Annotated in this window: 23 protein-coding genes and 4 tRNA genes; 1 reads left to right on the top strand and 26 read right to left on the bottom strand. The window is 49.1% G+C overall.

What is annotated here, in order from left to right:
* Positions 1–68: 68 nt before the first annotated feature.
* The 19 genes from H144_RS0125360 to H144_RS0125270 all read right to left on the bottom strand — a co-directional run bounded on the left by H144_RS0125360 (position 69) and on the right by H144_RS0125270 (position 19,572).
* On the bottom strand, positions 69–2,213 hold the full coding sequence (locus H144_RS0125360) for a xanthine dehydrogenase family protein molybdopterin-binding subunit (protein ID WP_019944918.1): 2,145 nt from the start codon (positions 2,211–2,213) through the stop codon (positions 69–71).
* A 2-nt stretch (positions 2,214–2,215) separates the two neighbouring features.
* Entirely contained in the window at positions 2,216–2,677 is a 462-nt protein-coding gene (locus H144_RS0125355) for a (2Fe-2S)-binding protein (RefSeq protein ID WP_019944917.1), read from the bottom strand.
* A 98-nt stretch (positions 2,678–2,775) separates the two neighbouring features.
* On the bottom strand, positions 2,776–3,102 hold the full coding sequence (locus tag H144_RS0125350) for a DUF3467 domain-containing protein (protein ID WP_019944916.1): 327 nt from the start codon (positions 3,100–3,102) through the stop codon (positions 2,776–2,778).
* Between the two features lie 140 nt (positions 3,103–3,242).
* Positions 3,243–7,565 (bottom strand): DNA-directed RNA polymerase subunit beta', encoded by a 4,323-nt coding sequence (gene rpoC / locus H144_RS0125345; RefSeq protein ID WP_019944915.1) that lies wholly within the window; start codon positions 7,563–7,565, stop codon positions 3,243–3,245.
* Positions 7,566–7,652: 87 nt separating this feature from the next.
* A complete protein-coding gene (rpoB, locus tag H144_RS0125340) occupies positions 7,653–11,519 on the bottom strand; it encodes a DNA-directed RNA polymerase subunit beta (protein WP_026350993.1) in 3,867 nt (1,288 codons plus the stop codon).
* Between the two features lie 279 nt (positions 11,520–11,798).
* Complete coding sequence (gene rplL, locus H144_RS0125335) at positions 11,799–12,182, bottom strand: 50S ribosomal protein L7/L12 (protein ID WP_019944912.1); 384 nt, start codon at positions 12,180–12,182, stop codon at positions 11,799–11,801.
* A gap of 90 nt (positions 12,183–12,272) precedes the next feature.
* Positions 12,273–12,803 (bottom strand): 50S ribosomal protein L10, encoded by a 531-nt coding sequence (rplJ, locus tag H144_RS0125330; protein ID WP_019944911.1) that lies wholly within the window; start codon positions 12,801–12,803, stop codon positions 12,273–12,275.
* A gap of 1 nt (position 12,804) precedes the next feature.
* Positions 12,805–13,503 (bottom strand): 50S ribosomal protein L1, encoded by a 699-nt coding sequence (gene rplA / locus H144_RS0125325; RefSeq protein WP_015812906.1) that lies wholly within the window; start codon positions 13,501–13,503, stop codon positions 12,805–12,807.
* Between the two features lie 36 nt (positions 13,504–13,539).
* Positions 13,540–13,989, bottom strand: coding sequence for a 50S ribosomal protein L11 (gene rplK, locus H144_RS0125320; RefSeq protein WP_019944910.1), 450 nt, complete (start codon positions 13,987–13,989; stop codon positions 13,540–13,542).
* A 75-nt stretch (positions 13,990–14,064) separates the two neighbouring features.
* On the bottom strand, positions 14,065–14,619 hold the full coding sequence (gene nusG / locus H144_RS0125315) for a transcription termination/antitermination protein NusG (protein WP_026350992.1): 555 nt from the start codon (positions 14,617–14,619) through the stop codon (positions 14,065–14,067).
* A 34-nt stretch (positions 14,620–14,653) separates the two neighbouring features.
* A complete protein-coding gene (secE, locus tag H144_RS0125310) occupies positions 14,654–14,845 on the bottom strand; it encodes a preprotein translocase subunit SecE (RefSeq protein ID WP_019944908.1) in 192 nt (63 codons plus the stop codon).
* Positions 14,846–14,864: 19 nt separating this feature from the next.
* Positions 14,865–14,935, bottom strand: a tRNA-Trp gene (locus H144_RS0125305).
* Positions 14,936–15,038: 103 nt separating this feature from the next.
* Complete coding sequence (gene tuf, locus H144_RS0125300) at positions 15,039–16,226, bottom strand: elongation factor Tu (RefSeq protein ID WP_019944907.1); 1,188 nt, start codon at positions 16,224–16,226, stop codon at positions 15,039–15,041.
* A gap of 166 nt (positions 16,227–16,392) precedes the next feature.
* Positions 16,393–16,464 (bottom strand) — tRNA-Thr (locus H144_RS0125295).
* 167 nt (positions 16,465–16,631) lie between these two features.
* Positions 16,632–16,707 (bottom strand) — tRNA-Gly (locus tag H144_RS0125290).
* A 63-nt stretch (positions 16,708–16,770) separates the two neighbouring features.
* A tRNA-Tyr gene (locus H144_RS0125285) sits at positions 16,771–16,853 on the bottom strand.
* Between the two features lie 163 nt (positions 16,854–17,016).
* On the bottom strand, positions 17,017–18,141 hold the full coding sequence (locus tag H144_RS0125280; RefSeq protein ID WP_019944906.1) for a porin family protein: 1,125 nt from the start codon (positions 18,139–18,141) through the stop codon (positions 17,017–17,019).
* An 11-nt stretch (positions 18,142–18,152) separates the two neighbouring features.
* Entirely contained in the window at positions 18,153–19,001 is an 849-nt protein-coding gene (locus H144_RS0125275; protein WP_019944905.1) for a hypothetical protein, read from the bottom strand.
* Entirely contained in the window at positions 18,982–19,572 is a 591-nt protein-coding gene (locus H144_RS0125270; protein ID WP_019944904.1) for an RNA polymerase sigma factor, read from the bottom strand. The genes H144_RS0125275 and H144_RS0125270 overlap by 20 nt, the downstream gene beginning before the upstream one ends.
* A 129-nt stretch (positions 19,573–19,701) precedes the next feature.
* Between H144_RS0125270 and murI the strand changes: the two genes are divergently transcribed.
* Positions 19,702–20,511: a glutamate racemase gene (gene murI, locus H144_RS0125260; protein ID WP_019944902.1), complete on the top strand. Its 810-nt coding sequence runs from the start codon at positions 19,702–19,704 to the stop codon at positions 20,509–20,511.
* A gap of 19 nt (positions 20,512–20,530) precedes the next feature.
* On the opposite strand, the gene H144_RS0125255 is transcribed toward murI, so the two are convergent.
* The 7 genes from H144_RS0125255 to H144_RS0125225 all read right to left on the bottom strand — a co-directional run bounded on the left by H144_RS0125255 (position 20,531) and on the right by H144_RS0125225 (position 26,347).
* Positions 20,531–23,053 carry a glycosyl hydrolase gene (locus H144_RS0125255; protein WP_026350991.1) on the bottom strand — a complete coding sequence of 841 codons (2,523 nt, stop codon included), beginning with the start codon at positions 23,051–23,053 and terminating at the stop codon, positions 20,531–20,533.
* 126 nt (positions 23,054–23,179) lie between these two features.
* On the bottom strand, positions 23,180–23,461 hold the full coding sequence (locus H144_RS0125250; protein WP_019944900.1) for a CAMCR motif-containing small membrane protein: 282 nt from the start codon (positions 23,459–23,461) through the stop codon (positions 23,180–23,182).
* Positions 23,458–23,997, bottom strand: a complete 540-nt coding sequence (locus H144_RS0125245) for a DUF420 domain-containing protein (RefSeq protein ID WP_019944899.1) — start codon at positions 23,995–23,997, stop codon at positions 23,458–23,460. The genes H144_RS0125250 and H144_RS0125245 overlap by 4 nt, the downstream gene beginning before the upstream one ends.
* Before the next feature lie 6 nt (positions 23,998–24,003).
* Entirely contained in the window at positions 24,004–24,600 is a 597-nt protein-coding gene (locus H144_RS0125240; RefSeq protein ID WP_019944898.1) for a hypothetical protein, read from the bottom strand.
* A 7-nt stretch (positions 24,601–24,607) separates the two neighbouring features.
* A complete protein-coding gene (locus H144_RS0125235; protein ID WP_019944897.1) occupies positions 24,608–24,943 on the bottom strand; it encodes a cytochrome C oxidase subunit IV family protein in 336 nt (111 codons plus the stop codon).
* A 30-nt stretch (positions 24,944–24,973) separates the two neighbouring features.
* On the bottom strand, positions 24,974–25,744 hold the full coding sequence (locus H144_RS0125230; RefSeq protein ID WP_019944896.1) for a cytochrome c oxidase subunit 3: 771 nt from the start codon (positions 25,742–25,744) through the stop codon (positions 24,974–24,976).
* Positions 25,745–25,759: 15 nt separating this feature from the next.
* Positions 25,760–26,347, bottom strand: a complete 588-nt coding sequence (locus tag H144_RS0125225; protein ID WP_019944895.1) for a cytochrome c oxidase subunit 3 — start codon at positions 26,345–26,347, stop codon at positions 25,760–25,762.
* Positions 26,348–26,353 lie beyond the last annotated feature (6 nt).

Raw genomic sequence — 26,353 nt, 5'->3', positions numbered from 1 at the left:
AACAGTAAGATAAAAATGCGGTATCACATTTTCACCTTACTGTTCTACTATTTGTATCGATTTAATACTTACGAAATGCCTTTGAATGCATCTTCATTAATAAATGGCTGATTTCTAAGACGTTGCTTCGTCGCCTTATAGAATGCATTCGCCACGGCACCGCCGGCAGGGGGCAACGCGGGTTCTCCCAACCCGGTCGGCGAAATGCCGTTGTCCACGAAATGCACATCCACTTCCGGAATTTCGTTCATCCGTATCAGCCGGAAGCCGTTGAAGTTGCTCTGATCGGGCGCGCCCGCTTTGAAAGTCATATTACCGAACATGGCATGACCGATACCGTCCACAACACCGCCGCGAACTTGCTGCAACGAGCCGCTTTTATTGATCACAATGCCGCAATCCACTGCCGCGATGATGTTTTTCAATGCAGGCTTGCCTTTTTCCACTACTACTTCTCCTACCTGCGCTACGTACGAGCGGTGCGAGAAATAAACCGAAAAGCCCTGGTAAACACCCTTTTTCTTGCCCCAGTTGCTCTTCTCCGCCGCCAGCTTGATCACGGCGATCATCCGGTCGACGTCATATTTCACTTCACCGGCCGGTGATTTTTTGGCTTTTTCCAATAATGCAAGCCGGAATTCTACCGGATCTTTGCCCGCCGCCTCAGCTACCTCGTCGATAAACGATTGCTCGGCATAGGCCAGGAAGTTGGTAATCGGTGCACGCCACGGACCGGTCGTAATGGCCGATTTGTGTTCCACGGAGTCGATCAGCAGATTAGCCACCGATCCGGATGGGAAGTTGTCTTCGCGGGTCGGATTACCGGAGTTGATACCCACGCCGCGCAGCTTATAGCCGATCATTTCCCCGTTTTTATCCAATGCAGCCTCGAAACGGTAGCGTACGGCCGGGCGGTAAGTACCGCCGGTCATATCATCTTCGCGTGTCCAGATCACTTTCACGGGCGCTTTCACCAGTTTGGAAACATGCACCGCCTCGATGGCAAAATCTGCCGAAAGCCGGCGCCCGAAGCCACCGCCCTGGCGGGTGATCTCGACCGTAATTTTCTCTGGCGGCAAGCCGGTGATTTTCGCTGCTTCGCCGCGCGCACGGTCCGGTGTCTGCGTCGGGCCTACCAGTTCTACGCCGTCCTCGCGTACGTGCGCGAAGAAGTTCATCGGTTCCAATGGGCTGTGCGGCAGGAACGGGCATTGGTATTCTGCTTTGATAACCTTCGCGGCACTTTTGAATGCGGCTTCCACATCGCCGTTTTTCCGGCGCACGGTGGCTTCTCCATTGTCCATGAGGTTGGAGAAAATGCGGTTGTGGTCTTCGGAACTTTCGAGATCGGCCGCTTTCTCGTATTCTATTTTGAGTACTTCGCGTGCCTTTTTGCATTGCCAGGTAGATTTACCGACCACGGCCACGCTGTTTTCAAATGTGACTACGTCCACAATGCCGGGCATCGCTTTGGCGGCTGCGGCGTCTATGGATTTGAGTTTAAAACCAAATGCCTTGGGCCGCTGGATGATCGCGAAAAGCATTCCTTCCCGGTAAAAGTCCAGGCCGAAAAGCGGCTTTCCGGTAGCAATATTTTTGTTATCCACATTCCTGACCGACTGTCCGATCAGTTTGAATGCTTTCTCATCTTTCAGCTTAATATCCGCCGGGGCGGTCAGTTTACCGGCGGCCTCTGCAAATTCGCCGTAACTCGCCGATTTACCCGACGCTTTATGAAACAATTTGCTGTCCGCGGTCGTGATTTCGGAAGCAGGGACACCCCATTTCGATGCGGCAGCCTGGATGAGCAAATGCCTGGCCGTGGCGCCGGCCTTGCGCAGGCGTTCCCACGAATGCGGAACGGCGCCACTGCCGCCCGTTACCTGGCGCTCGAATTGCGTATTATCCAGGTTGCCTTGCACCGTCTTGACCGCTTTCCAGTCCGCGTCGAGCTCTTCGGCCACAACCATCGGGAATGCCGTTTTAATACCTTGCCCGATTTCCGGGTTGGGCGAAACAATGGTAATGCTGTTATCGGCGCCGATCGACAGGTAGCTATTAAATTTGACCGATCCGGCCGCAATATGCTTTGCGTCCACGACCACCGGTGCCGCCGTCGAGTCCGACCAGTTGAACCCCAGGAACAAACCGCCTCCGGCCGCAGCCGCGATCTTCATGAAGTCGCGACGCGATGTCTGATTGATTGTGTTCATGGTCAGTTGGTTTTAGAGGCTGCAACTTTCACTGCTTCGCGAATGCGGTGGTAGGTTCCGCAACGGCAGAGGTTGCCGCTCATAGCACCTACGATTTCTTCGTCGGTAGGCTTGGGTTTTTCTTTGAGGAATGCAGCGGCCGTCATGATCTGGCCCGCCTGGCAATAGCCGCATTGTGCTACATCCACCTCGTCCCATGCTTTCTGCACGGGGTGATCGCCCTTTTCGGACAATCCTTCGATGGTGGTCACTTTCGCTTTGCCAACCGCCGATACGGGAAGTACGCAGGAGCGCGTGGCCTTACCGTCGAGGTGGACCGTGCAGGCGCCGCATTGCGCGATCCCGCAGCCATATTTGGTGCCTACCAGGCCCAGGTTATCCCGAAGAACCCAGAGGAGGGGAGTATCCCCCTCTACGTCAGCGCTGTACGCGCGGTTATTGATGGTGAGTTTGAATAATGCCATGGTGAATAAGAGTCTAGTAAACCAAGTTACTAAAAAATCATCCAACGGGCAAAACTACTTATTCTCGAAGTACCTGATTGAGAGCGATATAGCCGCTCTTACGCTTCGCCCCCCGGCCCTCCGAAGCTGATCGGGAAGTTGAATGTAGGCTCGCTATCCTGCGAGCTTTGAATAGGCCCGTACTGGTCTTCGTACTTCTGGATATTGTCGCGCAATGCAGCCACGAGGCGCTTGGCGTGCTCGGGCGTAACGATAATGCGTGCTTTCACCTTTGCGCGCGGGACACCGGGCATGAGGCGGATAAAGTCAAGAATAAATTCGCTGTTGGAATGGGCGATCATGGCCAGGTTGGAATAAACACCCTCTGCCATTTCCTCCGACAGTTCTACATTGATCTGTTGTTCGTTTTCCTTGTCTTCTTTCATTGCTGGTTCTTAAATAGCTACGCTATTGGATCGGAAATTAATTTCTATTGGGGAAATTACTAAAAATACCGGGTTGGAAAAAGCAAAGGGCCGGTCCCGCTAATGCAGGCCGGCCCTTTGTTTACTCATATTCAGCTGGATTACGCCAACTCTTTTTTCTTGCGGGATTGTCTCTCGCGAGAATCTGTCAGCGCATCGAATTCTTCTTTCGATCCAACGATCAGGTTTTCGTAAGTACGCATACCTGTTCCGGCAGGGATCAGGTGACCAACGATCACGTTCTCCTTCAAGCCTTTCAGCTCGTCGCGTTTACCACGAACCGCCGCTTCGCTCAGTACTTTGGTTGTTTCCTGGAACGACGCCGCGGAAACGAAGCTTTCAGTACCCAAAGAAGCTTGTGTGATACCCATCAGGGTCGGTTTCGCAACCGCCGGCTGTGCATCACGGGCAGTAACCAGTTTCAGGTCACGGCGTTTCAGGCTCGAATTTTCATCGCGCAAACGACGTACCGATACGATCATACCCGGCTTCAATGTTTCGGAGCTGCCTGCATCTTCCACCACTTTCATATCCAGGATCTTGTCATTCTCCTCGCGGAATACCACGCGGTCGACAGCCTGCATTTCAAGGAAGTTGGTATCACCGGCATCCAGGATCTCTACTTTCTGCATCATCTGGCGTACGATACATTCGATATGCTTATCGTTGATCTTAACACCCTGCAGACGGTATACTTCCTGAATCTCGTTCACTAGGTACTCCTGAACCGCGGTTGGTCCTTTGATAGAAAGGATGTCCGCAGGAGTAATGGCACCATCGGAAAGCGGGTCGCCGGCACGTACGAAGTCACCGTCCTGAACGAGGATGTGTTTCGACAATGGCACCATGTAACGACGCTGTGTTCCGTCTTTCGATTCGATATGGATTTCACGGTTACCGCGTTTCACGCCGCCGTAAGATACCACACCGTCGATTTCTGAAACCGTTGCCGGGTTAGACGGGTTACGCGCTTCGAACAATTCGGTCACACGTGGCAGACCTCCCGTGATATCGCGTGTTTTACCAACGACACGTGGGATTTTCGCCAGCGGCTGACCAGCTTTGATCGCTGCACCTGCCTTCACAACCAGACGTGCCCCAACAGGAAGGTTATAGCCTTTTTCAGTCTGCTCTTTCAACAACGTAGACTTACCTTTCACCACGATTGCCGGGTTTTTGGTTTTATCACGTGTCTCAATGATTACCGACTCCTGGAAGCCTGTTTGTTCGTCAAACTCTTCACGGAATGTAATACCTTCTTCGATCGCGTCGAAAGATACCGTTCCTGTGAATTCCGAAAGGATTACTGCGTGGTAAGGGTCCCAGGTACAAAGTTCCTGTCCTTTGAATACGCTGTCGCCTTCTTTCACCTGCAAATGCGCACCGTAAGGCACGTTGTTCGAGATCAGCAATTGTTTCGTTTCAGGGTGAACGATTTTCACCTCACCTGAACGGCCCATTACTACTGTTACTTCGTCGCCCTCTGAGTTAACAGATTGTACCAGACGAAGATCTTCGAATTGGATCAAACCGTCGAATTTCGCTTTGATATTGGCTTCAACAGAGATGTTGGAAGCCGTACCACCCACGTGGAATGTACGGAGTGTCAGCTGTGTACCCGGCTCACCGATTGACTGGGAAGCGATTACACCAACCGCCTCACCGATGTTCACCATCTGAGCAGATGCCAGGCTGCGTCCGTAGCACTTCGCACAAACACCGTCACGGGTTTCGCAAGTCAGTACCGAACGGATTTCAACAGTTTCGATCGCTGTCTCATCAATGTAAGACGCAATTTCCTCTGTGATTTCCTGGCCTGATGTAAGGATCAATTCGTTGGTCAACGGATCGAATACATCATGTACGCTTACACGACCGAGGATACGCTCTGACAATGGCTCTACGATATCCTCGTTGTCTTTCAACGCCGAGATCGCGATACCACGGAGTGAACCGCAGTCTTCTTCCACTACTACCACGTCTTGTGCAACGTCGTGCAAACGACGGGTCAGGTAACCCGCATCCGCAGTTTTCAATGCCGTATCGGCCAAACCTTTACGCGCACCGTGGGTAGAAATAAAGTATTCCAAAACGTCGAGACCTTCCTTAAAGTTAGAAAGAATCGGGTTTTCGATAATTTCACCCGCACCACCAGCGATGTTTTTCTGAGGTTTGGCCATCAAACCCCTCATACCACCCAGCTGACGGATCTGCTCGCGTGAACCGCGGGCTCCGGAGTGCATCATCATATAGATGGAGTTGAATCCGCCTTTGTCTGTTTCCAGCTGCTTCATCAACGTTTCTGTAATGCGTGAGTTAACGCGCGTCCAGATATCGATTACCTGGTTGTAACGTTCGTTCTCCGTGATCAGACCCATCAGGTAGTTGTTCCAGACGTTTTCTACATCGCCCTTCGCCTGCTCAATGAGTTTTTCTTTTTCACTTGGAACCATTACATCGTCCAATCCCATCGACAAACCGCCTTTGAAGGCCATCTGGAAACCCAATTCTTTGATTTCGTCAAGGAATTGTGCCGTACGGGCCACACCAGCCTGTTTGAATACCAAACCGATGATCTGCTGAAGTTTCTTTTTAGTCAACAATTCGTTGATATAACCCACTTCCTCAGGAACAGCCTGGTTGAACAGGAGACGACCTGCAACGGTGTCGATCAGTTTGATCTCGAATGTTCCGTCCTCGTTACGTACGCGGACGCGGCATTTGATATTTGCATGTTTTGAAAGCTTGCCTTCGTTGATCGCGATGATAACTTCATCAGGACCGTAGAAGATTTTGCCTTCACCGATGATCGGATATTGTTCGGTGCTCACGCGACCTTTGGTCACATAATACAGACCCAAAACCATGTCCTGAGATGGTACCGTGATCGGCGCACCGTTGGCAGGGTTCAGGATGTTATGCGAAGAAAGCATCAGCATGGAAGCTTCCAAAACGGCTTCCTGACCCAGTGGTACGTGTACCGCCATCTGGTCACCATCAAAGTCGGCGTTGAATGCCGTACAAACCAATGGGTGAAGCTGGATCGCCTTACCTTCGATCAGTTTAGGCTGGAATGCCTGGATACCCAAACGGTGAAGTGTCGGAGCACGGTTAAGCAATACCGGGTGACCTTTCAGTACGTTTTCAAGAATATCCCAGATCACAGGATCCTTGCGGTCTACGATCTTCTTAGCTGATTTTACAGTTTTAACAATACCACGCTCGATGAGCTTACGGATAATGAACGGCTTGAAAAGCTCAGCCGCCATATCTTTCGGCAAACCGCACTCGTGCAGTTTCAGCTCAGGACCTACCACGATAACCGAACGACCAGAATAGTCGACACGCTTACCGAGCAAGTTTTGACGGAAACGGCCTTGCTTTCCTTTCAGCATATCTGAAAGTGATTTCAAGGCACGGTTACCTTCCGAACGTACCGCATTCACTTTACGGCTGTTATCGAAAAGGGAGTCAACCGCTTCCTGCAACATCCGTTTTTCGTTACGCAAGATCACCTCAGGCGCCTTGATTTCGATGAGGCGTTTCAGACGGTTGTTACGGATGATCACACGACGGTAAAGGTCGTTCAAATCCGAAGTCGCGAAGCGACCACCATCCAGAGGTACAAGCGGACGCAATTCTGGTGGAATAACCGGTACCATTTTGATCACCATCCATTCAGGGCGGTTTTCGATACGGGTATTCGCATCACGGAATGCTTCAACCACTTTCAGACGTTTCAAAGCTTCCGCTTTACGTTGCTGAGAAGTGTCGGTAGCAGCCTGGTGACGGAGCTCGTAAGAAAGTTCGTCGAGCTTAATGCGGCTCAACAGCATTTCCAATGCATCGGCACCCATTTTCGCGATGAATTTGTTGGGATCCGTGTCAGGAAGCAACTGGTTCTCGCGTGGCAGCTTGTCGATGATATCGAGGTATTCGTCTTCAGTCAGGAAGTCGAGGTAGCCAACGCCGTCCTCTTCTTTGATACCTGGCTGAACAACCGCGTACCGTTCGTAATAAATGATCTGGTCGAGTTTCTTGGTAGAAAGACCCAACAGGTAACCGATTTTGTTCGGCAAGCTGCGGAAGTACCAGATATGTGCAACAGGAACCACGAGTTCAATGTGACCCATGCGCTCGCGGCGAACCTTTTTCTCGGTTACCTCTACACCACAACGGTCGCAGATGATTCCTTTATAGCGAATGCGCTTGTATTTACCGCAGTGACATTCCCAGTCTTTTACAGGACCGAAAATGCGCTCGCAGAACAAACCGCCCATCTCCGGCTTGTAGGTCCGGTAGTTGATGGTTTCAGGCTGGGTTACTTCACCGAAGGAGCTTTCTAGGATAGACTCCGGTGACGCCAGACTGATCGTCATTCTGGAAAAGTCGCTGTTTAATTTTTTATTCTTTTTGAAAGACATAATAAAGAGTCGTTTGTCTGTTAGTCGAAACTAAATGATTGCTTTGTTAAGCAGCGCATTTTGCAATGCGCCGCTTACGACTAAAAATTAGTCCAGTGTAATCTCCAATGCTAGTCCGCGAAGCTCGTGAACAAGTACGTTGAATGACTCTGGGATATTTGGTTTCGGAAGGTTTTCACCTTTCACGATCGCTTCGTACGCTTTGGCACGGCCTACCACATCATCAGATTTCACCGTAAGGATCTCCTGAAGAATGTGCGATGCACCGAACGCTTCAAGCGCCCACACTTCCATTTCACCGAAACGCTGTCCACCGAACTGCGCTTTACCACCCAATGGTTGCTGGGTAATGAGCGAGTAGGGTCCGATAGAACGCGCGTGCATTTTATCGTCAACCAAGTGGCCCAGTTTCATCATGTACATCAAACCGACAGTTACCGGCTGGTCGAACTGCTCGCCAGTCAAACCATTGTACAGATAGGTACGTCCCCAATCCGGCAAACCTGCTTCTTTCAGCTCGGCAGCAACTTCCGCTTCGGTAGCACCGTCAAAGATCGGTGTGGCGTAGCGGCGGCCGAGTTTCAGACCAGCCCATGCGAGGATGGTTTCGTAAATCTGACCGATGTTCATACGTGAAGGTACCCCGAGTGGGTTCAACACGATGTTAACCGGCGTTCCGTCTTCGAGGAATGGCATATCTTCGTCACGAACGATACGGGCAACAACCCCTTTGTTACCGTGGCGACCCGCCATTTTATCCCCTACTTTCAGTTTACGTTTCTTGGCGATATATACTTTCGCCAGTTTCACGATACCAGCAGGCAATTCATCACCTACTTCCAATGCGAAACGATCACGTTTGAAGCGGCCCATTACTTCGCTGCGGGCATTGAGGTAGTTTTTCAAAACCAGTGAGATCTGACGGTTGGTGTCAGCATCTTCTGTCCATGAATCGGTCAATACGTCTCCGATGAGGTTAACCTCTTCCGGAACTGCGTATTGGCTTTCGTCGCGATACGGGTTGTTGGCAGGGAACAGGTTCTCGGAGATATTTCTCACGTTGAACTTCATTCCTTTGCTGATCAGCTCGTCACCGAATTTGTGCTTCACACCTGAGCTGGTTTTTCCATCTGTCAATGTTACCAGCTTGTCGATCACGCGACCACGCAATGCAGTCAGGTCACGGCTGTATTTTTTCATTAACAGACGAAGCTCGTCTTTATGTTTTGCACGCTCTTCTTTGGTTGGGCGGGAGAACAGCTTGGTATCGATTACCACACCTTTCATCGATGGTGGCGCTTTTTTCGAAGCATCCTTCACATCACCAGCCTTATCGCCGAAGATCGCACGAAGAAGTTTTTCTTCCGGAGTAGGATCAGATTCTCCTTTTGGAGTGATCTTACCGATCAGAATATCGCCTTCTTTTACTTCTGTACCTACTTGTACGATACCATTTTCGTCGAGGTTTTTAACTGTTTCCTCGCTTACGTTCGGGATCTCAGCGGTCAATTCTTCTTCTCCGCGTTTCGTATCACGCACTTCGAGTTCGAATTCTTCGATGTGGATCGAAGTAAAGATATCGTCGCGTACTACTTTTTCGGAGATTACGATCGCATCCTCGAAGTTGTATCCCTGCCAAGGCATGAATGCAACCAAAAGGTTACGGCCCAATGCGAGTTCACCACCTTCGGTACCATAACCCTGGCAAAGCGGTTCGCCTTTTTTCACTTTCTGACCTTTCAACACCATTGGTTGCAGGTTCAAGCAAGTGTCCTGGTTGGTACGACGGAATTTCACGAGGTCGTAAGATACGCTATCGTCGATGAAGCTCACGAGGCGATCTTCGTCGGTACGGTCGTATTTCACAACGATTTTCTTCGAATCAACGAATTCGATTTCACCGTCGCCTTCCGCTACTACCAATGCACGTGAGTCCATTGCCACGCGGCGTTCCAGACCAGTTCCTACGATCGGAGCCTGAGGGCGCAACAAAGGCACACCCTGGCGCTGCATGTTCGATCCCATCAAAGCACGGTTCGCATCATCGTGCTCAAGGAACGGAATCAGCGAAGCCGCAACAGATACGATCTGGTTGGCAGCAACGTCCATATAGGATGCCTGCGAAGGATCTACCATCGGGAAGTCACCTTCGAAACGTGTTTTGATTTTCTCAACGGTGAAGTTTCCTTCTTTGTCCACAGAGGCATTAGCCTGTGCGATATATTTGGAATCTTCTTCTTCCGCTGTCATGTAGATCAGCTCGTCGGTCAGCTTACCGGCGCTATCGATCACGCGGTAAGGCGTTTCGATAAAGCCCATGCCGTTCACTTTCGCGAATACGCAAAGTGACGAGATCAGACCGATGTTCGGGCCTTCCGGCGTTTCGATCGTACACAGACGCCCGTAGTGGGTGTAGTGAACGTCACGAACCTCGAAACCTGCTCTTTCACGGGAAAGACCGCCAGGTCCCAGTGCCGACATACGACGCTTGTGCGTAATCTCAGCCAGTGGGTTTGTTTGGTCCATGAACTGAGAAAGCTGGTTGGTACCGAAGAACGAGTTGATTACCGATGACAATGTTCTCGCATTGATCAGGTCAACCGGTTTGAAATCTTCGTTATCACGTACATTCATACGCTCCTTGATGGTACGAGCCATACGTGCCAAACCTACGCCGAACTGCGCGTAAAGCTGCTCGCCCACGGTACGTACACGACGGTTCGACAAGTGGTCGATATCATCGACTACCGCTTTCGCATTGATCAGACCGATCAGGTATTTCACGATGGAAACGATATCGCCGGTAGTCAACACGCGAACGTCGAGGCTGGTATCCGATCCCAATTTTTTGTTGATACGGTAACGGCCTACATCACCCAGGTCGTAACGCTTGTCCGAGAAGAACAAGCTCTGGATCACGTCACGCGCAGTTTGCTCATCAGGAGCTTCTGCATTACGCAACTGGCGGTAAATCTGCTCAACAGCCTCCTTATCGGAGTTTGAGCTATCTTTTTGAAGCGTGTTATAAATGATGTTATAATCCGCTACGTTCATATCCTCTTTATGCATGATGATCGATTTCTGACCTGATTCCAGGATTACATCGATATCATCTGCTGAAATAGTAGAGTCACGTTCCAGCAACACTTCGTTACGCTGGATTGAAACTACCTCGCCGGTATCCTCATCCACAAAGTCCTCAGTCCATGTACGGAGAACCCTTGCCGCCAACCGGCGACCTACCGCCTTTTTCAGGTTAGCAGGTGTTGCGCTGATTTCCTCCGAAAGGCCGAACAGGTCGAGGATATCTTTATCAGATCCGAAACCGATCGCTCTCAAAAGGGTAGTTACAGGGAACTTCTTCTTACGGTCGATGTACGCGTACATCACATTGTTCACGTCCGTAGAGAATTCGATCCAGGAACCTTTGAATGGAATAATCCGCGCAGAATATAGTTTGGAACCGTTGGTGTGCTTGCTCATCGAGAAGAACACGCCCGGTGAACGGTGAAGCTGAGACACGATTACGCGCTCAGCACCATTGATCACGAACGAACCGCGCTCGGTCATGTAAGGAATGTTTCCGAGGAACACTTCCTGCTCAATGGTTTCAAATTCTTCATGATCGGCGTCGTTACAGATCAGCCGCAGTTTCGCCTTCAAAGGTACTGCGTAAGTCAGACCGCGATCGATGGATTCGTCGACAGAATATTTCGGTGGTTCAAGGAGGTAATCGATGAACTCGAGAACGAAATTCTCACGAGAGTCGGCGATGGGGAAGTTCTCAGCGAAAACTTTGTACAATCCTTCTCCGGAACGGTCTTCAACCGATGTATCCAGACTAAAGAAATCTCGGAACGATTGTACCTGGATTCCCAGAAGATCCGGATAATCGATAATCTGATTGATCCTTGAGAAGTTCTTTCTTGGTGTTTTTGGATTAATAGTAGCCAAGGCTATGTGTGATTTGGGTTAGCAGAAAAACTAATTAGTTTTAACCTAATCTATTGCCTCGTAGAGAAAGGTTAACCGTCCCTGTTCTTCCCTTCTACGAGTAGGGAAGTGTTTCGGACAAAGTTAGCCGGAAGGAGATTTTGGGCAGCGATCTCGTCACCGCCTCTAACCAGAACGATAAAAAAGTAATTTTCGTTTGGTCTTTATAAAAAACAGGAAAAGACCTGACGACTGTCAGGCCTATTCCTAAGAATTTATTTTCTAATGCTGTGGAGCAAATTACTTCACTTCAACTTCTGCACCAGCTTCTTCAAGTTGCTTTTTCAGCGCGTCAGCTTCGTCTTTAGCAACACCTTCTTTTACAGGTTTTGGAGCGCCGTCAACGAGTTCTTTCGCTTCTTTCAGGCCAAGACCAGTCAGGTCTTTAACCAATTTCACAACAGCCAATTTACCAGCACCAGCTGATTTCAAGATCACATCGAAAGATGTTTTCTCTTCAACTGCGGGAGCATCGCTGCCACCACCAGCAGGACCTGCTACCACTACTGCACCAGCAGCTGCTGGCTCAATGCCGTACTCGTCTTTAAGAATTGTAGCCAATTCGTTCACTTCTTTAACCGTAAGGTTAACAAGCTGTTCTGCGAATGCTTTCAAATCTGCCATTTCTATTTTGATTTTTTTGATTATACAATAAGATGATTTAAAAAAGCTCTATTTTATTTTAACCCGGAGAGCTAAACCTGGTTATTCAAATTAGTCCTCTTTTTCAGACAAAGTTTTCAAGATACCAGCCAGGTTCTGTCCGCCGCTTGTAAGAGCGCCGATAACATTTTTGGCAGGCGATTGCAACAATCCGATCACTTCGCCGATCAGTTCTTGTTTCGATTTCAGTGAAATCAGAACGTCCAGCTGGCTTTCTCCAACGAAAAGGGCAGTATCAACAGAAGCTCCTTTGAACTTCAATTTGTCGCTGCCTGATTTCTTTTTGAAATCCTTGATCAGTTGTGCAGGAACTTTACCTGACTCCGGGTGAAACATTACTCCGGAAAATCCTTTCAACACTTCGTCGAAAGAAGTATAGTCCGTATCTAATGTTTCGAGCGCTTTTTTAATCAATGTATTCTTCACAACACGATATTCCACACCGCGTTCGAAGCAAAGGCTTCTCAGTTGGTTCACCTCGCTCACGGTCATGCCGGTTGCGTTGGTGATGTAGAAATATGGCGTGCTAGCGAATTTCTGACTTAACTCGTCAATAATTACTGCTTTTTCTTCCCGTGTCATATTACAATCCTGGAATCGTGTTTTTGTCAATAATAACACCCGGGCTCATCGTACTAGACAAGTGAATGCTCTTTACGTAAGTACCTTTTGCCGATGAAGGCTTAAGGCGAACCAAGGTATTGATAACTTCAGTTGCGTTTTGTGCAAGCTGGTCAGTTCCGAAAGATACCTTTCCGATGCTGGTGTGGATGATACCGGTTTTGTCAACTTTGAAGTCGATTTTACCAGCCTTCACTTCCTTAACAGCTTTTGCTACGTCCGGAGTTACAGTTCCCGACTTAGGGTTTGGCATCAGACCGCGAGGACCCAACACTTTACCAAGTCTACCTACTTTTGCCATTACACTCGGCATTGTAATAATCACGTCGATGTCTGTCCAGCCTTGCTCGATTTTCGTAATGTATTCGTCAAGACCAACATAATCCGCTCCTGCCTCTTTCGCTTCTGCCTCCTTGTCGGGAGTACACAGCACCAATACACGAACTTCTTTTCCGGTTCCGTGTGGCAATGTTACCACGCCACGTACCATCTGGTCAGCTTTACGAGGATCTACGCCCAAACGAACGTCGATATCTACGGAAGCATCAAATTTGGTATAGGAAATCGTTTTCAGAACATCCGCAGCTGCTTCCAGGGTATAAGCCTGGGTTGCGTCGTATTTTGAAAGAGCTTCTTTTTGCTTTTTGGTCAATTTTCCCATGTTCTTTGTTTCTTTGGCGTATCTATAAATCTACGCTCAGTTGTTTTCTTCCCATGGGGCCTTGCCAGCCACGGTGATACCCATACTACGAGCCGTTCCCGCGATCATTTTCATAGCAGACTCTACGGTGAAGCAGTTCAGGTCGGGCATTTTAGTTTCAGCGATCGTTTTAACCTGATCCCATGAAACTGATCCTACCTTAATACGGTTCGGTTGTGCCGAACCTGTTTTCACTTTTGAGGCTTCCAGAAGAAGAATAGCGGCCGGGGGGGTTTTGATGACGAAGTCGAAAGACTTGTCTTTGTAGTATGTAATAACTACCGGCAATACCACACCCATTTTATCCTGGGTACGGCCATTGAATTGCTTGCAAAACTCCATGATATTCAAACCCTTCGATCCTAATGCAGGACCAATCGGAGGTGATGGGTTGGCTTGGCCACCTTTCACCTGCAGTTTGACGTATCCACCTATTTCTTTTGCCATTGTTTTGGAATTTGTCGGTTCATCGATTGACTAGCGGCTCACATGCAGTTGGAAGCCTACCTGCCCGCTATTCGCTCAACTATCCTTTTCTACTTGTGCGTAACTGAGTTCCACGGGTGTATTACGCCCGAATATTTTTACAACTACATTGAGTTTTTTCTTCTCGTCGAATACTTCTTCCACCAAACCGATAAATCCGCTGAACGGACCATCTACGACTTTCACAGTCTCGCCTTTGATGAAAGACATGCTTGGCGCTTCTTCGTGCTGCTCTGCTTCGTCGACCTTACCGAGGATACGGTTGATCTCCGACTGGCGGAGCGGAATGGGCACTTTGGAATTTCCTTCGGCATTGCCGAGGAAACCGATTACGCCGGGAATGCTTGTAATGATGTGGAGTACCTCCCCTTTGGACAGATCGGCTGAAATGATAATGTAACCCGGGAAGAAGTTCTTTTCCCGAACACGCTTTTTACCGTTACGCATTTCATAGATCTTCTCGGAAGGGATCAGGATTTGCGGAACGAATTCATTCAGTTTCTGGCGTGTGATTTCATTTTCAATGTAAGACTTGATTTTTTTCTCTTGTCCCGACACTGCCCGTAATACAAACCAATTTAGACTACTCATACCTTTCAGGGGTTATCTCTTCAAAAAAATAGCCTTAGAAAGACTGATAAAATAATCTCAGTGCGTTTTCAAAAACTAAATCCATCACACCGACCACAAAGGCAAAAATGAGGGAACCTACAAGCACCAGAGTGGTATTGGCTTGCAGCTCGTTGAAAGGCGGCCATGTTACATGCTGGGTCATTTCTTCCCAGGACGCTTTCAAAAAAGAAGTAAATTTTTCCATTTCACCTTTTCGATTTATGCACGGGTGGAGAGATTCGAACTCCCATCAACGGTTTTGGAGACCGCTATTCTACCCTTGAACTACACCCGTTTATCGCGCAACTCACTCATTGGGGCTGCAAAGATACGATATTCTTTACAAAAAACAAGTGCATTCCAAAAGAAATGCACTTGTTTTAATATTGCTATCTTGATTAGTCAAGAATTTCAGTTACCTGACCAGCACCTACGGTACGTCCACCTTCACGGATCGCGAAACGAAGACCTTTTTCCATAGCGATTTTGTTGATCAGTTTCACTTCGATCGTGATGTTGTCACCTGGCATAACCATTTCAACACCTGCTGGAAGTGAGATTTCACCTGTCACGTCAGTGGTACGGAAGTAGAACTGAGGACGGTATTTGTTGAAGAATGGAGTGTGACGTCCACCTTCTTCTTTCGACAGTACGTAAACTTCACCTTTGAAGTGCAGGTGAGGTTTAACTGAACCTGGCTTACAGATTACCATACCACGACGGATATCTTCTTTGTCGATACCGCGAAGCAACAAACCTACGTTGTCACCAGCTTCACCGCGGTCAAGGATCTTACGGAACATCTCAACACCAGTTACGGTAGATTTAAGACCTTCTGCACCCATACCGAGGATATCAACAGGATCACCAGAGTTGATCACACCACGCTCGATACGACCAGTTGCAACAGTACCACGACCAGTGATCGAGAATACGTCTTCAACAGGCATCAAGAATGGAAGATCTGTCATACGTGGAGGAATTGGAATCCAGGTATCAACAGCCTCCATCAGATCTTCGATAGTTTTAACCCATTTCGGATCGCCGTTAAGACCACCCAAAGCAGAGCCTTGTACAACTGGAATGTTGTCACCATCGAATTCGTAGAAGCTAAGAAGCTCACGGATTTCCATCTCAACGAGTTCAAGAAGTTCCGGATCATCAACCATGTCCACTTTGTTCATGAACACAACAAGCTGAGGAACACCTACCTGACGAGCGAGAAGGATGTGCTCACGAGTTTGTGGCATTGGACCGTCAGTAGCAGCAACCACGATGATTGCGCCGTCCATCTGAGCAGCACCAGTTACCATGTTCTTCACGTAGTCAGCGTGACCTGGGCAGTCAACGTGCGCATAGTGACGGTTGGCTGTCTGGTATTCTACGTGAGAAGTGTTGATTGTGATACCGCGCTCTTTCTCTTCAGGAGCATTGTCGATTGATGAGAAGTCGCGTTTCTGTGCAAAACCTTTATCAGCCAACACAGTTGTAATCGCCGCTGTAAGGGTAGTTTTACCGTGGTCAACGTGCCCGATAGTACCAATATTTACGTGGGGTTTCGAGCGGTCAAACGTCTCTTTTGCCATGACTTAAGTACGCTTAAAATTAAAAGTTATTACGAATTTATTATACACTACTAATTGATCCTGCTGGCTTTACTGCAATCAAACACCGCAATCGTTAACCAAACCAGGATCAAGCCATCGCAGGCGAACCTGCCTTTTCTGAATCATACGTATTCAGAACTTTCCGAGCTTTTGAGGGGATTTGAACCCCTGACCTCTTCCTTACCAAGGAAGTGCTCTACCCCTGAGCTACAAAAGCGTTGTTACTTCTTTTCTTTTCTTCCCAAGGAAGTGCTCTACCGCATCGGCGGACCGCCCTGAGCTACAAAAGCAATTGTACTTACTAATCGTTGTTTAGAACCCAAAAAGCGATTAGCGAAAAAGTATCTATTGAAAGTTTTCGCTAATCGCTTCGATGGTGCTTCTTGGAGCGGAAGACGAGGTTCGAACTCGCGACCTATAGCTTGGAAGGCTATCGCTCTACCAGCTGAGCTACTTCCGCATTTGTCATCGTCTCCGCTTCAAAAACTGGTATTATTTGAAGCACTTTTTCAGACTCAAACTGTGGGGGCGGATGGATTCGAACCACCGAAGACATAAGTCAGCAGATTTACAGTCTGCCCCATTTGGCCACTCTGGTACACCCCCGAACAACATTTCAACACAAGCGTGAAAACCGTTTGTTTCACATTTTGGAGTCGCAAAATTATATCCATTTTTTAGATTCTCAAATTCTTTTGAAAAATTTTTCAAAAAAAATATGGCCCGGAAGCGAAAACGCCGATTCCAGGCCATATGGGCACTTTTTGACTTAGAACAACCGAACCCCGAAACTGAGCATCCGTACCGACGGACCGCGGTTGGCTTCGTAAAGATTGTTCAAATCATAGTTCACAAAGAAGTCAGGAAAGTTACGGATACCTATCTCGGCCGCCAGGCCGTAGCGCAAATCTTCGATATAAAAATTACGTCTGTCGTGGTCTACGTCCTTCGTCCCTACCTTCCGCACCTTCGTGTAGCTGCCGATACGGTAACCGCCATAAACTCCGGCGCTGATGTACGATATGAACGACCGCGAGAAACTGAGCGTAGGCATGATCGCCAAATTTACATACGGTACCACGAGCTTCGACTTCCGCACCTCTACGGGTTGCCCCTGATCATTGACCACTTCCCTGAACTCCACACCGTCATCCGTTTTGGCAATAGTATTGTTTCCATCATACATCATATTGTACCAGGAGAAATCGACCCCGAAGTCCAGGTGCAGGCGGGCGTTTTTGCCGCGAACGACATTCGCGCTTGCCACGTACCCCAGGCTCACATACCGCGACCCGAATGGTTTTAAATCGTAGTCGTCTTTATTGAAACCGGCCGTCGCCTCGTTGGTACCGTAGGTATTGAGGCCCAATGCGATATTGAATCCCTTCCGCGGGCTCGATCCGCCCCACGAAGTCCTGCGGAAATGCTTGCCTACCCGCCGGTACGTGGAATCCGAAGCCACTACCTCGTCACCGTCCTTCACTTTCACCCCGCTGTTGTCGATCGACACCCGCGTATCGCCGTCCTTGATGTGAATACCCCGCAGACCGATCCTGACGTAATCCTTTTCCTCCTGGTCACCGGGGTTTTTCAGGTATTTGTTCCCGTTGAATTCCTCCCGCAACAATGTCGTGTCCCCAGCGGTACTGTCCAGGCGTATTTTCAGATCTTTCAAAAGCGCGTTCAAGTCATACCTCATGATCTTTTCGAGCTCCTGCCGGTTTTCGCCGTAAATGATCAGCCTCGTTTTATCCCCGAATGTTACGATGATCGAGTCCTTATCCTGCGCTGAGGGGCGCCAGCGTTTCTCATCGGCTAATCTCAATGAACCGGCACGCGTGCCAATGGCTGCCAATACGAACAGCACTACCATTGCATATATTTTACTTTTCATGGCACAATAGATTACAGTTTTGTCTTCTCTTTAGGGTGATCTTTTTTGTCATCCTTGCTACGCAGGCGATCGTCCACACGTGCCACAAGGTTTTTCGGATTAAAACCCACTTCGTCCCAGTCGACCTTCTCGCCCGCCCTTGCATTTTTGAGCTGACGGAAAACCCTTGCAAACCGGGTGTTACGTGGTTTTTCTTCCACTTCATTCGTACCGGTCTCCACGGCCACGACAATTGTTCTTGTCGGTTCCGCCTCCGGCTTGTTCACCCGACTAACAGCTGGCTCATCGGGTAAAGTCTTGATATCCTGCGCAACAGGCATATTTAAAGGCTCCGGCTGAATTGCATTCACCGAAACCGATGGTTTTTCATTGATCGCAAATTCCTGAACTCCTTGAACAGGTGCAGGCGCTGTGGCCGGAGTTTTCATATCCTGTGTTTTAACCGGCGCTTTCGCTATTTGTGCCGCAGGCAATTTCTCTCGGTTGTCATTTTTGCCCGAACCTGCCAATGCATTGTCCGACGGCCCGTTACCTGTTTTCTCAACAGAAACTATTTGCTCAACCGGCTGCTTTGCATTGTTTACCGGAGAAACCGCCGAGTCATTCCGCATCGGCCTGGCTGCCGCGATGGTCCGCTCCGATTGAATGCTATGCGGCGAAACGCCCTGCTGATTTTGCCAAACCAGGTATCCGCCCATCACCGCCGCAGCCACTCCGGCCGCCGCATACCAACCCCACACAACCTTACGATGCCGTACAGGTTGCTTTTCCTGAATTTTCAGCCACGCATTTTCCGAAGGCGTTCTTTCCAATCCTTCGAGCCTGCGTTTGAAAAGATCATCAACAGGATGCTTTTTCATAGTCTACTTTTTTTTTATAATCATGCTGCCATTCCACGACCATTTTCTGCAACAATGCCCGGGCGCGATGCAATTGTGATTTCGATGTACTTTCAGTAATGCCCAGCATTTGGGCAATTTCAATATGTGCGTAGCCTTCGATAGCGTACAGGTTAAAAACTGTCCGGTAACCGACCGGCAAAGATTCGATCAGCGCCATTAACTCCTCCGTTTCCAGGTTCTGGTCGGCGTGGGTATAGTCTGGAATATTGTTGGCTTCGTCCGAAATGTTGTCTTCCAAAATCCGCTTTTTCTTCCGCAAATAGCCCAGCGACTCGTTCACCATAATCCTCCTGATCCACCCTTCGAAGCTCCCTTCGCTGTTGAACTGGCTTATTTTTTCAAAAACCCTTAGAAACCCTTCCACCATCACATCCTCGGCCGCCATTTCGTCGCATACATAGCGAAAGCACAAAGCCAGCATTCGATGGCTGTATTTGTCGTAGAGCTGCCGCTGCGCTTTCGGATCTTCCTTCCTGAGGGCTTTGACGAGCTGTGCTTCCTGGCTAAATAATGCTAAAATTCGACCCATTCTAATTGGTGGTTTCGACAGCAAGATGCGCATTCCGCTGCGTCAGGTTGCATGTGCCGGAAAAGTTTTTTGATATTTTTTTAGCTTTGATGCGAATATCATTCATTGACCATCAAAAGGACTTCCCTAATGCTCGACTCCTCTGCGCCCATCGGTATTTTCGACAGCGGAATCGGCGGTATGACCGTCGCCAGCGCCGTTACCAAATTGCTTCCCCAGGAAAACACCATTTATTTCGGCGACACGGCGCATTTACCTTATGGCGACAAATCCACAGCAGCCATTCAGGCCTATTCGATCAAGATTTGCAATATGCTGTTGCAGCAAAACTGCAAGCTGATCCTCATCGCCTGCAACTCCGCATCCGCGGCCGCATACGAGCTCGTGCGCGAGTACGTGGGAAGCAAGGCGAAGGTGTTGAATGTGATCGATCCGGTCGTGGACTATGTGAAGGAGCATTATGAGGGCAAAACGATCGGCCTCATTGGTACCAAGCAGACGGTCCTTTCGAATGTGTATAAAAAGAAAGTCGATGCGCTGGACCGTAACATCCATTTGAAATCACTGGCCACGCCGTTGCTGGCGCCAATGATCGAAGAAGGCTTTTTCGACAACAATATCAGCGAGAGCGTAATCGCCAATTACCTGTCGGACTCGTCACTAAATGGCATCGAAGCATTGATATTGGGCTGCACGCATTACCCGCTGATCAAAACGCAGATCCGCAAATTCTACGGCGAAGCGATCGAGACGCTCGATACGTCCGAAATCGTGGCGCGCTCGTTGAAGGCCTGGCTCGAACAGCATTACCTGATCAACGAAAAAGGCGAAGGCAGGCGGCAGTTCTATGTTTCAGATTACACGTTATCATTCGAACAGTCGACGAATATATTCTTCGGCCGGCAAATTCAGCTGGAACATTACCCACTTTGGGAATAATGCATGGCCGCAACCCGCATTAGTAAATCAGTTTCACGGGACCGAGTAATCCCGACGGCATTGGCTGCCAGCGCGTCGCATCGAACTTTTTATAAGTGATATCCACGATATTGATGTCGTAAAATTTCTTCCAGTCGGGCTGCTGCTGGTCGCGCAGGCGCATGTAGTTGGCCGAAAGGTTTGTTACCTCTATTTCGAGGACATTGCCTTTTTGTTTCAAGGCATGACCGGCATAAACCTGAAACGGAATATGCCAGGCGGTACCCAGGTCTTTGCCATTCAATTTAACGCTGGCCACTTCGCGTACATCGCCCAGGCTAATACCTGCGTCCTCATATTGCTTCAGTGGCCCTTTCAGATCGAAAGTAATTCGGTAGCGTGCCTTTCCTGAAAAATATTCAACAGAATCCGGCAGCGTTGTCCAGGATTTCAATGTGGTAAGTTTCGCGGGAGCTGGCAGTGAAGGCTTCCCATTGAGAAATGACACTTCCCATTCACCTTTTATCTCCCATTCTTTTGATACACCGCTTACAAACGGGATATCGGAACCATCTGCGGCGCTTTCCAGAAAACACGATTCCCCGGGCGACAGATCCAGGAATATTTCTTCATGCCCGGCAACCGTCCGAGTATGCAAAAGCGATTCTCCGCGCATCGGCGTATTTCGCGACATTGTCTTCCCATTTCCGATGCGTACCCATCCGCCTTGAAATGTGTTACCAAGGTTAGCCACAAAATACAAGGACATCCCGCCCGATGATTTCTTACGGATAAATGTCAGCCCCTTTTCCGCCAATTGTTCCCTAACCACCCCATTACCTGCCAGGTCTGCATTCAGGTTCATCGAAACCTTCACATTTTGGAGACTTGATACCTTTTTGACTGCTTCATCAAATGCTTGTTGCCGCTCTTCATGCCCGGCATTTCCGGTAACCTTGGAAGGCAATTTTTGATCAAAAACAATTTTCGCGCCCGCATTAGCCAGCCGTTGCAGCTCCTTCAATGTTTCCTCCGGTAGATAAGTCGCCGACGGGATTACCAAAGTCTTGTAAGTTGCATTACCCGAATTCAAAACGCCATTAGAACCGACGGTAAACTTTTTCAACTGCAAATCCGACACAAAATCGAATGCATAACCTTCCCGCCACAGCCTTTCCGACAACTTTCCAAAAGGCAAATCCAACAACCAGCGGTCTACATGATGTACTTCCAGCAAATGTACGCCACCGCCCGACTTCGCCCTGGTGGCCCACAGATCGTGGATCGGGAAATAGACAAGCACGTCGTTGTCAGGCTTACTATCCTGCAACAATTTCTGGCACCACTCCACATATTGGTTCAGCAACGGAAAATGCTCCGAGAAATGGGCTGTTTTGCCAAAATTCGTCGATGCATAAAAGAGCCAGCCGGGGAAGCCTTCCTTTTCGGGAGAATAGGTAGAGCCGTGGTAGAAAATATGGTTGATACCGGCCGTGAAGAGCTCGTCGATCTGCGGTTTTACCTGCGAAAGCGACACCTTGAAGTGGTTCGCGAGCCAGGTACCGGTTTCAGAACTGACCAGTTTTTTGCCGGACAAATTTGCTGCCGACGACGCGAATTTCATCGCCAGCGGGTTCGGAGTTCCGAACTGATCGATCGAATAATCGGGGTCGATGCGCAGACCGGGCATGCTGAAACGGCTCGTGCCGAATGACTCCGTCTCCGGAATGTCCGCCGCCTCGTACAAATCGAGCAGGTTACCGGGCGAGCCGTGCGCCTGGTAGCGCGTCAGAAAGCCGTGCTGACGGCTCCAATCGGTCCAGGGTTTCGCATACCTTTCCAAAAGCAGCTCCGCGAGCGTCTGGTGATAATCGATTTTGACCAATGTCGCCTCCGGGTTGCCCGTCGAGTCGTTCAGCAAATGCAACTTTTCCAACAGATCATATTTTCGCCTCGACTGGAATTGCTCTGCGAAATCCGCCGTCCAGTTAGCGCCATATGCTTCATAGGAGTCGTTGTACATCGATCGCGGCTTTTCCGGGGATCGGGCAAATGCGGAATCGAAGCGTACGAGGTATTGCTGCATCCCCGTCGCATTGAACGGGTCGAGGACAAACCCGTCCCCGCCGGGTGCCGGGCGCTTCACTTTCTGTCCGGTCGGCTTCACAACCGGCTTCCCGTCCGTAACCGTCATGCTTTGCGCCGCCATCGCGGGGCTTACATTCGGGCCGCCGAAAGGCCAGCCGGTACCTGTCGTCATATCCACGCCCAATCCCAGCCGCTTACCCTCGCGAATGGTATGCTGCATTACTTCCAGCCATTGCGGGCTCAGAAACGAAATGTTTTGCTTCTCGTAACCCTTTACGCCGTAAATCGGAATGATATGCACGCCGCCGACGCCCGATTTGCTGAAATATTCCAGCTGGGCCGTGATGTCGGCCTTGTTCACGGCGCTGCCCATCCACCACCAGTAAGTCCAGGGTTTGGCCGTGGAAATGCTTTGCGCATGGGCACTGACAAATTGGAATAACAGGAATGCAAAGCAGAGATTAAGACGACGCATGGCGGGGAATGTGTTTTTGTTTTAAAGACGCGCAACGCATTATCTACGCCATTACGGAGGACTATTTTATTAAAACAAAAAGGCGGAACCGCATTGGCTCCGCCCTCTAATATCTTGTATTTCGGATCAATTCTCGTAGGCCGACCGCACCCGCGCTGCCACGAATTGCCGCTCCGCCTGTGCTCTCTTGGAATTGCGGTACCAGAAGTACCCGATCGCCGCCACGAGCAGATAGGGCATTACAAACAGGAACATAATGCCGGTGTTTAAACCTACACCTACATTGTTACGGCCATTGCCCATTGAACTTTCTACCGATCCGCGGCACATCGCGCATTGCGCAAATGCCCCCGCGCTGTTCATCAGGAACAGGATCACCAGGCCGGATATCACTAAGAATTTTTTCATACGTAATAAGGACTAATCATCAAATATACGATTACACCGGTAACACTTACATACAGCCAGATCGGCATAGCCCATTTAACTGCCTTCCGATGCTGCGCAATCTGGTTGGTATAACCGAAATACACCGCACGCAATACAAACCAAACGACCCCGATCGATAACACGATATGCGAGATGAGCAAAAAGTAGTAAACCGGCCGGATGAAACCCGTTCCGCCGAATGGTGTGGCTTCGTTGGAAATGTGGTAAAGCACATAACAAACGAGAAACACCGCGCCGAGCAAGAATGCCCCGGTCATAATCTGGCGGTGAGCCGCAATGTTCTTCTGCTTGATAAAATAGAAACCCATGATCAGTAGCATGGATGTGAGGGTATTGATCACCCCGATCACATGCGGCAATACTTTCGTCCACTCGCCCAGATCGATTTTCTGCCGGATTCCCAGCAGCAATGCCACCACTACCGGAATGGCAATGGCCAAAACATTGATAATACGTTCGTATTTTGGTTTTTTTTCAATTACTAATGTTGCCATACTCACTTATTGCTCATTCTTCTTTTCATAATCGAGGATCTTGATCTCGGCCATCAGCCGGTCGGTTTCCTCCGCGTCTCCGGCCTTGTAAAAGCCCCTCACATGTCTTTCCCGGTCGATCAGCACGATTTGTCCGGCCGGTCCATTCAATGCTTCACTGCCTTTCTCATTGTCCGTCAATTCCTTTTCAAAACAGCTTGCTATCGCTATGCTATCGGCCTTCACCGATTGCCAACTGCCGTTTCTGACGGAACCTGTCGATACAGCGACTATTTGCAATTCGGGTATCGAGGCTTTCAAGGCAGCCAGCCTTTCCAGTTCGTCCGCCCCCCGTTCGCAGGGTTCGCCGCAGTTTGCCGGTATCCGGCTTACCACTGTCAAATGCCCGTCCAGTTTTACAGCTGCAAACAAGCCACAATCATTTGAAACCTGGTGAAACAGCGTATCACCGTTTTGAACCACCGCCGATCCGCTGCCGTCCTTCTCCGCCACGAAATAAGGCAGGTCGTAATGGTTCGTTCCGAACAGTTTCAGTAATGCAAAAATCAAAGCCGGAATTACTAATGTGATAATCAGTAACCCGGCTTTGGGAAATTTCTTCATTTATATATTACTTAAAGATCGCCTGGAAAATTGCATCGCCTTCCAGCAGGAGCGCCAGGATCAACCAGGCTACGAATATCACCGGAACGAGTATCGACCAGATCAGCGTCTTTGTTTCATGTTTCAAGTGCATGAATTCCCCCACGATATAGAATGCCTTCACGATGGTGAGAACGATGAAGATCGATATTTTAAAAACTCCGTGAGGAATTGTAAATGCGATCGCAAATTCGCCGGCGGTAATGAACAGAAGAATCCAAAAGGTCTTCCAGATCGCTTTACGCTGCTCGGCTCCCGCTTCGGGATCCTGGTTGTGTACGTGGTGATGATGTACTTCCGCCATTTTACTTCAATTTTAATATTGTCCTATAATTTAAACCAGGTAGAAGAATGTAAATACAAACACCCAAACCAGATCCACAAAGTGCCAGTAGAGACCTACTTTCTCCACCATTTCGTAGCTGCCTCTCCTGTCGTACAAGCCGGTGGCCGCGCGGAAGAAGATGAGGATGTTCAGGATCACACCCGAGAATACGTGTGTTCCATGGAAACCGGTGATGAAGAAGAAGAAATCCGCAAACGCAGGAGGACCGTATTGGTTTTCGGTCAGGTTAGCGCCGTGGATGGTCTTCTCAATCCAGGTTCCGTTTTCGATCACTTTCATCACGGTACCAGCGTCGGTTCCGTGGATAAAGTGGGTCCATTCCCAAGCCTGGCAACCAAGGAAGGTAAAACCACCCAGGATAGTCCAAAGCATATATTTTTCCACATTCGCGCGGTCCATGCGGTGACCGGCCTCCACTGCAAGTACCATTGTAACGGAGCTAGCGATAAGGATGAATGTCATGATACCAACAAATACCAGCGGCAATGATACGCCGTGCAGGAACGGTACGGCTTCGTATACCCTCTCAGGTACGGGCCAGTACATGTTGGAGAATGTAAAATCTTCGTGTTTTCCGGAGAAAGCGGGGAAACTAAACCGGGCTGTACCATATGCCACCAGCAAGGCAGAGAAAGTAAAGGTATCCGAGATGAGGAAGAACCACATCATCAGTTTACCGTAACTTGCTTTCATAGGCTCAATACCCCCCAACCACATTTTGGGTTCTACCGCGCCGGGTGTTGTTACATGTGCCGCCATTGATAAAAGAAATTATTAATTAAAGGTCAATAAAAAAACAAAAAGGTATAACCAGAGTATATCCAAAAAGTGCCAGTAAGTGGCGCTGATCTGAATTCTTCTCAGATTTTTGGAATGCACGTTCAGCTTAAATGCCGAAGTCAATGCGAATACCAAAACAATCAGGCCGGTAATGATGTGGAAACCATGAAGCCCTGTGAACACGTAAAAGAACGAACCGGACGGGTTTCCAACAAAATAGACATTCATCGCCACCAGCTCTTTCCAGCCTTGAAACTGCATATAAAGGAAGATCAGGCCGAGTACAAAAGTAATAGAAATTGCTATTTTCAATTGTTGGAACTGATCTTTTTTTGCCGAAAAATAGGCCCATTGCATCGCCACACTGCTCATTATCAGCACCACCGTGCTGTACCAGAATATCTGCGGCATTTCAAATTCCAGCCAGTTGCCTTCTGCACGGCGCACGAGGTAAGCGCTGCTTTGCGAGGCAAAAAGCATGATGATCGTCACGAGGAACAACCAAAGAATGAACTTCTTCGGGTCCATCGAGAGCGTCTCCTGCGGCTCTCTTTCCAATTTAATTTGCTGAACGTTTTCCATTTTCTC

The sequence above is a fragment of the Dyadobacter beijingensis DSM 21582 genome (assembly GCF_000382205.1).
GTDB lineage: Bacteria > Bacteroidota > Bacteroidia > Cytophagales > Spirosomataceae > Dyadobacter > Dyadobacter beijingensis.
This window is presented reverse-complemented; position numbering and strand designations above follow the sequence as displayed.

Bases quoted from the DNA above. Each gene is read 5' to 3' on its own strand.
- H144_RS0125225 (WP_019944895.1), bottom strand. From the start codon at position 26,347: ATGGAAAACGTTCAGCAAATTAAATTGGAAAGAGAGCCGCAGGAGACG.
- rplL (WP_019944912.1), bottom strand. From the start codon at position 12,182: ATGGCAGATTTGAAAGCATTCGCAGAACAGCTTGTTAACCTTACGGTT.
- rplJ (WP_019944911.1), bottom strand. From the start codon at position 12,803: ATGACACGGGAAGAAAAAGCAGTAATTATTGACGAGTTAAGTCAGAAA.
- H144_RS0125350 (WP_019944916.1), bottom strand. From the start codon at position 3,102: ATGAAAGAAGACAAGGAAAACGAACAACAGATCAATGTAGAACTGTCG.
- H144_RS0125355 (WP_019944917.1), bottom strand. From the start codon at position 2,677: ATGGCATTATTCAAACTCACCATCAATAACCGCGCGTACAGCGCTGAC.
- tuf (WP_019944907.1), bottom strand. From the start codon at position 16,226: ATGGCAAAAGAGACGTTTGACCGCTCGAAACCCCACGTAAATATTGGT.
- H144_RS0125270 (WP_019944904.1), bottom strand. From the start codon at position 19,572: ATGGGTCGAATTTTAGCATTATTTAGCCAGGAAGCACAGCTCGTCAAA.
- murI (WP_019944902.1), top strand. From the start codon at position 19,702: ATGCTCGACTCCTCTGCGCCCATCGGTATTTTCGACAGCGGAATCGGC.
- H144_RS0125275 (WP_019944905.1), bottom strand. From the start codon at position 19,001: ATGAAAAAGCATCCTGTTGATGATCTTTTCAAACGCAGGCTCGAAGGA.
- rpoC (WP_019944915.1), bottom strand. From the start codon at position 7,565: ATGTCTTTCAAAAAGAATAAAAAATTAAACAGCGACTTTTCCAGAATG.
- rplK (WP_019944910.1), bottom strand. From the start codon at position 13,989: ATGGCAAAAGAAATAGGTGGATACGTCAAACTGCAGGTGAAAGGTGGC.
- H144_RS0125240 (WP_019944898.1), bottom strand. From the start codon at position 24,600: ATGAAGAAATTTCCCAAAGCCGGGTTACTGATTATCACATTAGTAATT.
- rplA (WP_015812906.1), bottom strand. From the start codon at position 13,503: ATGGGAAAATTGACCAAAAAGCAAAAAGAAGCTCTTTCAAAATACGAC.
- H144_RS0125245 (WP_019944899.1), bottom strand. From the start codon at position 23,997: ATGGCAACATTAGTAATTGAAAAAAAACCAAAATACGAACGTATTATC.
- H144_RS0125230 (WP_019944896.1), bottom strand. From the start codon at position 25,744: ATGGCGGCACATGTAACAACACCCGGCGCGGTAGAACCCAAAATGTGG.
- H144_RS0125255 (WP_026350991.1), bottom strand. From the start codon at position 23,053: ATGCGTCGTCTTAATCTCTGCTTTGCATTCCTGTTATTCCAATTTGTC.
- H144_RS0125280 (WP_019944906.1), bottom strand. From the start codon at position 18,141: ATGAAAAGTAAAATATATGCAATGGTAGTGCTGTTCGTATTGGCAGCC.
- nusG (WP_026350992.1), bottom strand. From the start codon at position 14,619: ATGAGTAGTCTAAATTGGTTTGTATTACGGGCAGTGTCGGGACAAGAG.
- secE (WP_019944908.1), bottom strand. From the start codon at position 14,845: ATGGAAAAATTTACTTCTTTTTTGAAAGCGTCCTGGGAAGAAATGACC.
- H144_RS0125250 (WP_019944900.1), bottom strand. From the start codon at position 23,461: ATGAAAAAATTCTTAGTGATATCCGGCCTGGTGATCCTGTTCCTGATG.
- H144_RS0125360 (WP_019944918.1), bottom strand. From the start codon at position 2,213: ATGAACACAATCAATCAGACATCGCGTCGCGACTTCATGAAGATCGCG.
- H144_RS0125235 (WP_019944897.1), bottom strand. From the start codon at position 24,943: ATGGCGGAAGTACATCATCACCACGTACACAACCAGGATCCCGAAGCG.